The organism is Shewanella goraebulensis, from assembly GCF_030252245.1.
Lineage (GTDB): Bacteria > Pseudomonadota > Gammaproteobacteria > Enterobacterales > Shewanellaceae > Shewanella > Shewanella goraebulensis.
Genome location: NZ_CP126972.1, coordinates 2938336 through 2950663, shown reverse-complemented (window position 1 = coordinate 2950663; position 12328 = coordinate 2938336). Strand labels below are relative to the sequence as shown.

At 40.7% G+C, this 12328-nt stretch carries 10 protein-coding genes; 8 read left to right on the top strand and 2 right to left on the bottom strand.

Annotation, left to right across the window (positions count from 1 at the left end):
* The first annotated feature begins 126 nt into the window (after nucleotides 1-126).
* Complete coding sequence (locus QPX86_RS12380) at nucleotides 127-432, top strand: hypothetical protein (protein WP_220754854.1); 306 nt, start codon at nucleotides 127-129, stop codon at nucleotides 430-432.
* Here QPX86_RS12380 and QPX86_RS12375 read toward each other — a convergent pair.
* Together QPX86_RS12375 and QPX86_RS12370 are read right to left on the bottom strand one after the other, a co-directional pair.
* The gene (locus QPX86_RS12375; RefSeq protein WP_285162879.1) at nucleotides 429-1430 is read right to left on the bottom strand and encodes a D-alanine--D-alanine ligase; all 1002 of its coding nucleotides are present in this window, start codon (nucleotides 1428-1430) and stop codon (nucleotides 429-431) included. The two genes, QPX86_RS12380 and QPX86_RS12375, sit on opposite strands and share 4 nt — an antisense overlap.
* A 241-nt stretch (nucleotides 1431-1671) precedes the next feature.
* Nucleotides 1672-2757, bottom strand: a complete 1086-nt coding sequence (locus QPX86_RS12370) for an acyltransferase family protein (RefSeq protein ID WP_285162878.1) — start codon at nucleotides 2755-2757, stop codon at nucleotides 1672-1674.
* 246 nt (nucleotides 2758-3003) lie between these two features.
* On the opposite strand from QPX86_RS12370, the gene QPX86_RS12365 reads away from it, so the two are divergent.
* The 7 genes from QPX86_RS12365 to QPX86_RS12335 all read left to right on the top strand — a co-directional run bounded on the left by QPX86_RS12365 (nucleotide 3004) and on the right by QPX86_RS12335 (nucleotide 12156).
* On the top strand, nucleotides 3004-3663 hold the full coding sequence (locus QPX86_RS12365; protein ID WP_220754857.1) for a GntR family transcriptional regulator: 660 nt from the start codon (nucleotides 3004-3006) through the stop codon (nucleotides 3661-3663).
* A 90-nt stretch (nucleotides 3664-3753) separates the two neighbouring features.
* The gene (prpB, locus tag QPX86_RS12360) at nucleotides 3754-4632 is read left to right on the top strand and encodes a methylisocitrate lyase (protein ID WP_285162877.1); all 879 of its coding nucleotides are present in this window, start codon (nucleotides 3754-3756) and stop codon (nucleotides 4630-4632) included.
* A 236-nt stretch (nucleotides 4633-4868) separates the two neighbouring features.
* A complete protein-coding gene (gene prpC, locus QPX86_RS12355) occupies nucleotides 4869-5993 on the top strand; it encodes a bifunctional 2-methylcitrate synthase/citrate synthase (protein WP_285162876.1) in 1125 nt (374 codons plus the stop codon).
* Between the two features lie 193 nt (nucleotides 5994-6186).
* Nucleotides 6187-8802, top strand: coding sequence for a Fe/S-dependent 2-methylisocitrate dehydratase AcnD (acnD, locus tag QPX86_RS12350; protein WP_285162875.1), 2616 nt, complete (start codon nucleotides 6187-6189; stop codon nucleotides 8800-8802).
* A 147-nt stretch (nucleotides 8803-8949) separates the two neighbouring features.
* A complete protein-coding gene (gene prpF, locus QPX86_RS12345) occupies nucleotides 8950-10170 on the top strand; it encodes a 2-methylaconitate cis-trans isomerase PrpF (RefSeq protein ID WP_285162874.1) in 1221 nt (406 codons plus the stop codon).
* A 144-nt stretch (nucleotides 10171-10314) separates the two neighbouring features.
* Nucleotides 10315-10908 (top strand): LysE family translocator, encoded by a 594-nt coding sequence (locus QPX86_RS12340; RefSeq protein WP_285162873.1) that lies wholly within the window; start codon nucleotides 10315-10317, stop codon nucleotides 10906-10908.
* Nucleotides 10909-11142: 234 nt separating this feature from the next.
* A complete protein-coding gene (locus QPX86_RS12335; protein WP_285162872.1) occupies nucleotides 11143-12156 on the top strand; it encodes an MBL fold metallo-hydrolase in 1014 nt (337 codons plus the stop codon).
* Nucleotides 12157-12328: the final 172 nt, after the last annotated feature.

The following is a 12328-nucleotide window of genomic DNA, read 5'->3' as shown; positions in this document are numbered from 1 at the left end:
TTGGTCTATAAAAAGTATTGTTTGCAAAATAATTAAGTTAACAAACTATACTTACTACTATTCAGCTAGCTCTCAACGGATGAGATATCCGCTGATAACAACACGAGCTTTGTTTGGAGGGGTATTATGTCTATGGTGAGTTCTAAAGATTTTGCTAACTGGCTTAAGTTACAGTTTGATCAATTAGAGTCTGGGGTCAGTTTAACTAGGGAAGATATTAATCAATTAACCGGGCGGCAAGGTTTCTCGTTGGTGTTCATTAACGACATTCATTACGAGTTGATGCAACATGGTATTGCATTTGTTACTGACACATACAGGCAAGACTTTTATATGGTAAAGGTGCAAGATAAGCCGTGGCGGGATGAATTGGAAAATGCTGGCCATCAGCAAACATTCTCCAATATTATTTCAATTAATATGTCGCGTTAAAGCTGATTTTCGATGTTGTTTACAAGGTAAGCGGTAAAGTCTTCACCGTTATTTTGAAGCATTTTCGGGAACATCGAAATGGGTGTAGAACCAGGGAAGGTATTAATTTCATTTAATAAAATTTCATTCTCATCTGTTAAAAAGAAATCAATTCTTGATAAGTGTCTGAGCTTCATCCCTTTGAATGCCTTTATGGCATACTCTCTGATTTGTTGTGTTACTTCTACAGATAAGTTTTGCGCGACAATGTCCGTTCTGGCTTTGCTGCTAGCATTATATTTTTCTTCAAAAGTGTAAAAGGTATTACTTGCACAAATAATTTCCCCGGGTAATGTGGCAATCACTTCACCTTGATATTCATAAACTGCCACTTCAAGTTCTCGTGCAACGATGGTTTTTTCAACCACCACAGACGGTGCAAAACCAAAAGCATCATTTAGGACTTGTTCGACTTGTGATGCATCATCAACTTTATAACAACCAACAGATGACCCTTGAGACGCTGCTTTTACAAATACAGATCTCCACTGTTTAAGTGCAATTTTCGTTTGTGAAACAGCCTCTTGAGTTAAATCATTTAAGAAAATATAAGGTGTATTAGGAATACCTAATGCAGTAAACCACATTTTAGCTGTAATTTTGTTAAAGCAGTTACTTGATGCCTCAGATTCACAACCAAAATAAGGCAGTTGGATCAGGTTAAAATATGATTGAATATCACCTGTCTCTCCGGGAAAGCCGTGAATACAAGGAATGGCATAATCTACAGGCCATGCGGGTTTACTTTCATTATCAAAACGAACTTCACGGCGGTTAGTTAACTCACATCGATTACCTTCTGTATCGAAATAGTGGCCATTAGCATCAAGCTCTAGTCTAAGCAGATTTACTTTATCTGACTTTGCTAAAGATGATTCAAAATAGTTAGCTGACAATACTGAAACATCGTGTTCAGCGCTGCCTCCGCCACAAATTAGCAGTACATTGATAGTTGTCATATAGCCCCGTGAGAAGTTGACGGTGAAAATAGGTTTATCGTTGGTTCATGATAATGAACTGGTAAGGTTTAGTGCAAGCAAGGTTTTCGGTAACTGCTTATCTAATCATCAATATGGGTTATTAATTACTAAAGTTTAATTATTCGCCTTCATCTATACAAAATAAACCAGTTTGTCAGCCAATCAAAAGGCCTTGCTGTTAATCAACAAGGCCTTAGTTATTGACGTTGATTCGCCTATTTTACCAGCCAATGAGATAACGGCTCTTTTTATCGAATAATTTCTTGATCGCAACGGCAATGAAGTAAGAAATGACGATGACTAGCATAGTGACAATTAATGTGGTGAGAATATTCCCGCTACCCGCTAAGCCGAAAATATCTGGACTGTTATAGATCATCCACCAAGGAGTCGTTATCCAAGGATGAATAAAGTAAATTGCAAAACTGACTTCGGCGAGCTTTTGCAGTGGCTTAATACTGATGTGTTCAAATTTATTTAAAATCGCCAATATGACAAAAGTCAGTAACATTTTTTGTGGCAACATCAAATCAGGCACAGTCAGTTCAAGTGCTGCTTTATTTAACGTCCCCGCACCAAACCAATGTGCTTGAGCAACTGCTAAGACAATGGCGAGTAGTAACATCAAAATCCAGTATTTATCGATGAATGGAAATAGTTTGTCTCTATGGGCTGAGCCCCATACACCAAATAAATAGACAGGTAAAAAGTAAAACAAAGACTGAATCGCGTTGAGGTTTGACTCCGGTCTGTGAATTAACATGGCAATGATGAACAATGGTACCGCTACAATAAGCAGGTGTTGACGCTTGATTAAATGCATTACCCAAGGAGATAGAGCAAACAACATCATTCCCATTGGAATATACCAATACGCGGTTAATGTTCTGCCAGTGATGACATACCAGCTTGCTGCAACAACGGGCTTCTCAATATCGGCATACATTACATGCATCGCTGGATCTGTACCGACTGATAAGTGCCAAAATATCCAAGGTAGTGATAGCAATATATAAGGCAAGAATACAAACTTGGTTTTGCTTTTCATGTATTTCTTATAATCCCAGCGATGATAAAACACGTGGTGGAATAAAAAACCTGAAATAAACACAAAAAATACCGTGCCGTTCATCATTAAATTAAACCAAGCTTTATCGGCTAATGTTTCGACCTCCCAACCGGCAGGGCGATAACAGTGAGCCATAACAATAAAAATAATCGCTATTCCACGAAAGTGATTAATGCTGTTTAAAAAGCCTTTTTTCTCAGCAGGTTTTACGTTAACTGTTTTTGCACTCTCTGACATATTAAGCCTTGATTCTATTATTCTTTAATAAGAAATATCAGTGTTACTCCATTGTGCTTTTATTGTTAAGAAATAACAATACTAGAGCCACTTTGTTTGAATCTTCTTATTGCAATTAAAAACGTACTGAAATGTTGACGTCCACGTTAGACCTTTGTCGACAATGAGCTGGTTTTATATTGACCCTGCCAATAAATGAGCATATATTGTCGACAATTATTCGAAATGTAGCTTAACTTTATTCTAATGACATTCTTTAACGAACAGCCAGTAACCGTAGCTGATAAGACTTTCTTTGAATTGCGCAAAGATATTGTCGAGGGCGATATTCAAGCTGGCTCAAAATTGAGTGAAACTGAACTGTCGACAAAGTATCAAGTAAGCCGTGCCGTTATTCGTGAAGCGATTAATCGGTTAGAGTCATGCCATTTGGTTGAGCGCAAAGCAAATGTTGGCGCAAGAGTTGTGGCGTTAACGCCCGAAGGCTTGATTGAGCTATATCAAGTTCGTGAGTCGTTGGAAGGCATGGCTGCAAGACTTGCTGCTAAAAATATGTCACATACTGAAATTGCTGATTTAAATTCCCTGCTGAATCGTCATTTTGACGAAGTTCAATCAGGCGAATCCTATTACCAAGAAGCCGGCGATGTCGACTTTCATTACCGCATCATATTAGGCAGTAAGAATAAACATCTTATTACCGTGCTTATTGAGGGCATGTATCACCTTATACGTATGTATCGCGTACAACTCGGTATGGCAGGTCCACGTGTCACTACTGCATTTGATGAACATAAACACATAGTCAAAGCGATTTCGAACCGTGATGAAGAGCTGGCAGAAATGCTCATGCGCCGTCATATCATGTACTCAAAAGCCAATATCGAATCGAAGCTAGAAAACTAATAAACCAACAAATCCATTCAATCGCACGTGTATTAACAGCAAAACACGGCAAGCCATTGAACACAATTGCACAATAAAGAGAGGGAAGTCATGAGCGCAGGCAAAAAATTCCGTCAAGCACTAGCTGACAACAAACCACTACAAATCGTCGGTACTATCAATGCTTATGCTGCAATGATGGCAAAACAGATTGGTCATCAAGCGATATATTTATCAGGCGGCGGTGTTGCAAATGCATCCTACGGTTTGCCTGATTTGGGTATGACGTCATTGAACGATGTAATCGTTGATGTGCAGCGCATTACTTCAGCCTGTGATTTACCGTTATTAGTGGACATTGATACGGGCTGGGGCGGCGCATTTAACATTGCTAAAACTGTTCGTGATATGGAAAAAGCAGGCGCTGCAGCGGTGCACATGGAAGACCAAGTCGCGCAAAAGCGTTGTGGTCATCGTCCAAATAAAGAAATAGTTTCAACAGAAGAAATGGTTGATCGCATTAAAGCTGCGGTTGATGCGCGTATTGATCCTGACTTTTTCATCATGGCTCGCACTGATTCATTTGCTCAAGAAGGTTTAGAGGCGGCAATCGCTCGCGCTAAAGCTTATGTGGCAGCAGGTGCAGATGGTATTTTTGCAGAAGCCGTTAAAACAGAAGAACACTATCGTGCATTTTCTCAGGCGTTAGACGTGCCTATTCTGGCGAACATTACAGAGTTTGGCCAAACAGAGTTGTGGAATAAAGAGCAGCTAGGTGAGTGGGGTGCAGACATGGTGCTTTATCCATTAAGTGCCTTCCGTGCAATGAATAAAGCTGCTGAGAATGTCTATTCAGCAATTTTAAATGATGGTGACCAAAAAGCGGTTGTCGATACCATGCAAACTCGTATGGATTTGTATGATTATCTGGGTTATCACGACTACGAGCAAAAACTAGATAGCTTATTTGCTGAAGGTAAGAACAAGTAAACAACATAAATATTTATGTAAAAGCTGTCTGCTAGAAGTTATGTGCTAATTGTTGGTATAAAACGTCAGTATAAAAATTAGCCAAACATTGTTTTGGGACAATGACAATTTTTAGCAAGCAGATAAGTTAGAAAGAGTAATGAAGTAAGTGTTAACAGGACCTAATAAATAATAAGCATCTTTGATTTATCGAATATGTGAAAAATAGCAGAAACATAAAAGAATAGGACATCATTATGGTAGACAAGAAATTAAGTGGCGCGGGCCTTCGAGGTCAAAGCGCAGGTGAAACAGCATTATGTACCGTGGGTAAATCAGGCTCTGGTTTAACTTATTGCGGTTATGATGTGGCTGATTTATCTGAAAATGCCACCTTCGAGGAAGTCGCATACTTACTGTTTAACGGTGAACTGCCAACACTAGACCAACTAGAAACCTACAAAACGGCACTAAACGCTCAGCGTGATTTACCACAAGCGCTAAAAGAAGTACTACAACGTATTCCTGCAGATGCACACCCAATGGATGTGATGCGCACAGGTTGTTCATTTTTAGGTAATTTAGAACCAGAAATGGATTTTACTCAGCAAAATACTGCTGCTAATCGCCTACTTGCCGCTTTTCCTGCCATCATGTGTTACTGGTACCGTTTTAGCCATGACGGCGTTGAAATTGACTGTGTTACTGATGAAGACACCATTGGCGGTCATTTTTTAAAGCTACTTCGTGGTGAAACGCCATCTGAGCAACATCGTAAGGTGATGGATGTCTCGTTAATCCTTTATGCTGAGCATGAGTTTAACGCTTCAACCTTTACCGCTCGTGTTTGTGCATCAACATTATCTGATATGTACTCATGTATTACTGGTGCTATCGGTACACTTCGTGGTCCATTACATGGTGGCGCCAATGAAGCGGCGATGGATATGATTCAAAAGTTTACTTCACCAGCAGATGCTAAAACTCAAATGGCTGGCATGCTAGAGCGTAAAGAGAAAATCATGGGATTTGGACATGCCATTTATCGCACCTCAGATCCACGTAATGTGATTATTAAAGCGTGGTCAGAAAAACTTGCCCATGAACATGGCGATACCAGTCTTTATGATATTTCTGTTGCCTGTGAAGAGTTCATGTGGGATAGCAAAAAACTATTCTGTAATGCTGACTTTTTCCATGCCTCGGCTTATCACTTCATGGGTATTCCAACCAAGTTGTTTACGCCTATTTTCGTATGTTCTCGTTTAACGGGTTGGGCTGCGCATGTTATGGAGCAGCGTACTAATAACCGTATTATTAGACCAAGTGCTGATTACACCGGTTCAGAGCCTCGTACAGTAACGCCAATTAGTGAACGATAAAGCGTAAAGGCTGACGGAATCCGTCAGCCTTTTGTTTATTTAAACGCGAATAAATTAGTTTGTTTTACATCTTTTTATCGTTACTTCACTGCTGAATATGCCTCAATAAAAACAAAAACGATCTGCATTTCATTCAGTAAAACACAGTAAGCGATTAGAAAAGTTGTTAACCATTAATAACAACGGATTGATTATGAATTCCAATTTTAGAAAGCCCCTAGCTGGTAGCAATCTTGATTATTTTGATACCAAAGCTGCAGTCGACGCCATTAAGCCAGGTGCTTATGAAAAACTGCCATACACTTCACGCGTATATGCTGAAAACCTAGTAAGACGTTGCTCACCAGAAACGCTAACCGATTCACTTAAGCAAATTATCGAGCGTAAGCGCGATCTTGATTTTCCTTGGTACCCAGCTCGTGTAGTTTGTCATGATATTTTAGGCCAAACGGCATTAGTTGATTTAGCGGGTTTACGTGACGCTATTGCTGAAAAAGGCGGTGACCCATCTAAAGTAAATCCCGTGGTACCAACTCAATTAATTGTCGACCATTCATTGGCTGTTGAGCATGCAGGATTTGAAAAAGATGCCTTTGAGAAAAACCGCGCTATTGAAGATAGACGAAATGATGACCGTTTCCATTTTATTAATTGGACGAAAACGGCATTTGAAAACATTGATGTGATCCAGCCTGGTAACGGCATCATGCATCAAATTAACCTAGAAAAGATGTCCCCAGTGGTACAAGCCCGAGAAGGTGTGGCATTTCCTGATACGTTAGTAGGTACAGACAGCCATACGCCCCATGTGGATGCGCTTGGCGTTATCGCAATTGGTGTGGGCGGCCTAGAAGCTGAAAGCGTTATGCTTGGTCGTCCATCATGGATGCGCCTACCTGATATCGTGGGCGTTGAGTTGATGGGTGAGCGTCAAGCTGGTATCACTGCCACCGATATTGTGTTAGCGATTACTGAGTTTTTACGTGAGCAAAAAGTAGTATCAACTTATCTTGAGTTCTACGGTGAGGGTGCAGCAAACCTAACATTAGGCGATCGCGCAACCATCTCTAATATGACCCCAGAATTTGGCGCTACAGCTGCAATGTTCTATATCGATGATAAAACCATTGATTACTTAACGTTGACAGGTCGTGATGATGAACAAGTTAAGCTTGTAGAGACCTATGCCAAAGCTAATGGTTTATGGGCTGATACGCTCACCAATGCTGAATACGAACGTGTGCTTAAGTTTGACTTGTCATCAGTAGGTCGCAACATTGCTGGCCCGTCGAACCCACATCGCCGTGTTTCAACCAGTGACTTAGCTGCAAAAGGCATCAGTGGTGAAGTTGAAAATGAAGCAGGCTTAATGCCTGATGGTGCCTGTATTATTGCCGCAATCACTAGCTGTACTAATACTTCAAACCCGCGCAACGTTATTGCAGCAGGTCTCTTTGCACGTAATGCCAATGCTAAAGGGTTAACTCGCAAACCATGGGTGAAAACCTCATTAGCACCAGGCTCTAAAGCGGTGCAACTTTACCTTGAAGATGCCAATTTATTAACCGAACTTGAAGCCCTTGGTTTCGGCATTGTTGGTTTTGCTTGTACCACCTGTAATGGTATGAGTGGCGCATTAGACCCAGTTATTCAAAAAGAAGTTATTGAGCGCGATTTATACACCACCGCAGTGCTCTCTGGTAACCGTAACTTCGATGGTCGTATTCATCCCTATGCGAAACAAGCATTCTTGGCATCACCGCCATTAGTTGTTGCTTACGCTATCGCCGGAACTATTCGTTTTGATATCGAAAAAGATGTATTGGGCAAAGACAGTGAAGGAAATGACATTCGCTTAAAAGACTTGTGGCCATCAGATGCTGAAATCGATGCAGTGATTGCTAAAAGCGTTAAGCCTGAGCAATTTCGTAAAGTGTACGAGCCAATGTTTGATATTAAAGTGGACTATGGCACAGGTTCTTCACAAGAGGGCTCTTCACCTAAGATTGATCCGCAATATGAGTGGCGTCCGCAAAGTACCTATATTCGTCGTCCCCCATATTGGGAAGGCGCATTAGCAGGTGAGCGTACTATGAAGGGTATGCGTCCATTAGCGGTATTGGGTGACAACATTACCACTGACCATTTATCGCCATCTAATGCGATTATGCTCAATAGTGCAGCGGGTGCTTACCTTGATAAAATGGGTTTACCAGAAGAAGACTTCAACTCGTATGCGACGCATCGCGGCGATCACTTAACCGCTCAACGCGCTACTTTTGCCAACCCTAAGCTGCTCAATGAAATGGTCCAAGACAATGGCCAAATTAAGCAAGGTTCATACGCGCGTATTGAGCCAGAAGGGAAGATAAGCCGTATGTGGGAAGCCATAGAAACCTATATGGATCGTAAGCAGCCATTAGTGATCATTGCTGGTAAAGATTATGGCCAAGGTTCAAGTCGTGACTGGGCAGCAAAGGGCGTTCGTTTAGCGGGTGTTGAAGTGATTGTCGCTGAAGGTTTTGAGCGAATTCATCGCACTAACTTGGTCGGTATGGGCGTATTACCTGTTGAATTTATCAATGGTGAAAGCCGTCATACATATCAAATCGACGGCAGCGAAACCTTTGATGTGGTGGGTGAGCGTACCCCTGGGGCTATGATGACATTAGTTATTCATCGTCGTGATGGCTCGCAAGCTGAAGTGCCTGTTAAGTGCCGATTAGACACTGCTGAAGAGCTATCGGTATATGAAGCTGGCGGTATTTTACAGCGCTTTGCTCAAGACTTTCTTGAAAGTAATCTGTAATCAGTAGCTATTAAATCAAAGACGACATGATATAAGCGCGAATAAGATCTCTCGCGCTTGGTATTTGGTAATGTTGGGGGCGATTAAGTCCCATACATCCATTGATGATTTATAGATTTTATAAGAATAAAATGAGTAGGAATTGGTATGTCTACGCAACAACAGGCGCATGCTCCACAAGTAAAAATACCCGCCACATATATGCGTGGTGGCACCAGTAAAGGCGTTTTTTTCAATCTAATTGATTTGCCAAAAGTGGCTCAAGTAGCGGGTGCTGCTCGTGATGCATTATTACTTAGAGTGATCGGTAGCCCTGATCCATACGGTAAACAAACCGACGGTATGGGCGGGGCAACATCCAGTACCAGTAAAACGGTAATTTTATCAAAAAGCACTCAAATTGATCACGATGTAGATTATTTATTTGGTCAAGTGGCCATTGATAAACCGTTTGTAGACTGGAGTGGTAATTGCGGTAATTTAACTGCAGCGGTTGGCTCATTTTCCATTTCAAACGGCTTGGTTGATGCGAGCCGTATTCCACAAAATGGCATTGCAGTAGTGAGAATTTGGCAAGCCAATATTAACAAGACCATCATTGCTCACGTACCAATGACAAATGGTGAAGTGCAAGAAACCGGTGACTTTGAACTCGATGGGGTTACTTTTCCTGCAGCCGAAGTGCTTGTGGAATTTATGGCACCAGCTGATGCTGACGCGGCGATGTTCCCAACAGGTAATGTGGTTGATGAGCTGATATTGCCGCAATCTATTCCAGAGTTTAGCGAAAAGGGCGTTAAGTCAGTGAAAGCCACCATGATTAATGCTGGCATTCCGACAATTTTTGTTAATGCTGCAGATATTGGCTATCAAGGTAATGAACTGCAAGATGACGTCAATAGTGACCCACACGCTTTAGCTTTTTTTGAAATGCTTCGTGCTCATGGGGCTGTGCAAATGGGGTTAATTAATCACATTGATGAAGCGGCGGGTCGTCAACATACGCCAAAAATTGCCTTTGTTTCAGCCCCTAGTGATTACACCTCATCAAGCGGGAAATCAATTACAGTTTCAGATATTGATTTACAAGTTCGCGCCTTATCTATGGGTAAACTTCATCATGCCATGATGGGTACTGCTGCTGTGGCGATTGGTACTGCTGCGGCTGTAGAAGGTTCATTAGTGAACTTAGCTGCTGGCGGCACTCCACGTACTCAAGTGGTGTTTGGTCATCCGTCCGGTACGCTAAAGGTTGGCGCAGAGGCAACAATGGTTGATGGTAACTGGCAAGTGAACAAAGCCAGTATGAGCCGTAGTGCAAGGGTGTTAATGGAAGGCTGGGTAAGAATTCCTGAAAATAGTTTTTAATTAACCAAGGCTGTTCCTAATTATTAACTAGTACTGTTAACTAGATCTTTAGGCTATCAATAATAGAAGGCTAGCAAATGCCCTTTGCTAGCCTTTATTTTGTCAAAATTTAGCTATCTTTTATAAATCCCATGGAGTGAGAAATTGATAGAATCCATTGCTTCTCTTATGCTTGCCACAACCTTATTATTAGGCTCGCCAGGTCCAGTACCTATCGCACTTGCTGCTACAGGGGCAACCTTTGGTATAAAGCAAGGCACGCCATTTCTTATGGGGATTTTGCTAGGGTTGTTAGTAGCCATTATAGGTACAACTCTTGGGTTATCCACGCTGCTTAGTGTTTATCCCAATGTCAAAGTGATTTGCCAAACTATCGGTGGGTTATATATCTGCTTTATTGCCTACAAAATTGCAACGGCGCCCTTGGTTATTGATAAAGAAATACATCATGCTCCTAGCTTTCAAGATGGCTTTATTCTGAACCTTATTAACCCCAAAGCTTACGCAGCCTTTTTAGCAATATTCTCACAGTTCTTATTGCCGTTTGAACTGTCGTGGATAAGTTATATCTCTACAGGCTTAATTTGCATGTTAATTGCTATGGTCGTTGATAGCTTATGGTTAATGTTTGGCCGTTTAATAAAACCTCTTTTTACTCATCCGAGACAGGCAAGGATAATCAGAGTGTCATTTGCTCTGTTAATGGTGCTTTCAGTAATTTACTCACAATATTTATAAGCCTAGCAGTGGGGGTGGTACAAGATAAAACCTAAAACCTTTTCTTACATTATTAGATTTTACTGAATAACAAACATCACTTATAAATGACTTAATGCTCTAGTGATGATTCCTAGTTCTGTTGCTTCCTAAGCTTAATAGCTTTTACTGTTAACAATATAGCTAGCTGAACTTTGGTATTTTAGCTATGTATTTAGCCTGAGTTTAAAATCATTTTTCAAGGACGGTGAATTTATGAGGTCTTCAATTAAGGACTTTACCCCTATTAGACAAGCTTGGCTGACATTAGTGTTATTAATGGTTTTAGTTTTCATCACGTCAGGATGCTCTGCTCAATCAAGCATACATTTAAGTGATACCGAGCAAACTCAGCCAGCTAAGCCAATTTCAATATTCAATGGTCACACTTGGGCTCATGGCGCGTTGGATTGTAATGCTGATAATCAGCCAGCACATGAGGTTTATCAGTATGATCCTAACAGCTATATTGTCCGTCAAAATAAATGTTTAACATACGAAGCGCCGTTTATATATATCTTAGTCGGTGAAAATAAAGTGTTAATACTTGATACCGGTGCACTTAATCGTGACGCTGATTTTAGTTTTTATGAAGAAATACAAACAGTATTGGGTAGCAATATGATCGCCAACAAGGAGCTGATCATCGTTCACTCTCATGGTCATAGTGATCATTATCAAGGTGATAAATCTTTTGAAGGGGAAAAAAATACACATCTAGTTATGCCTTCATCATCCGCTGTACAGCAGTTTTATCAGTTTGATAAATGGCCACAAGGGCAATTCACCATTGCGCTTGGAGGCAGAGATATTACGGTATTCCCTACTCCTGGCCATCAAGAAGAAGCATTAACTTTTTACGACGATAAAAATAAATGGTTATTGACTGGAGATACTTTATACCCAGGATATATTTATGTTAAAAATTGGGATGAATATCGCTCAAGTATTGCTAGATTAACCCAGTTTGCTGAGTCCCATGAAGTGAGTGCGATACTTGGTGCTCATATTGAAATGAAAGCGCAGTTAGGGGAGTACTATCCTATTGGCTCAACATACCAACCTAATGAAGCAAACCTTGATTTAACGGTAAAAAACTTACAGCAGCTGAATACGATTTTACAATCATTGGATGAGCCTACGGAAGTGACTATGGATCACTTTATCATCAAGCCAATGAGCGGTTTTCAAAAAGCAATCAGTAATGCAGCTCGCTGGTTTACTCAATAGGTTGTTTAAAGGGAAAAGGCTACAGAATTGGCTTTAATGATGATTTTATTCATTTGAAGAAAAGGCACTCACATTGAGCATACTTAAATAAATCTAAATGACATCTTCACAGTCACTGTTAATAGTTCACCTAATATAACGAAAGGAATAGGGTTCCCTTTCGTTATTTCTT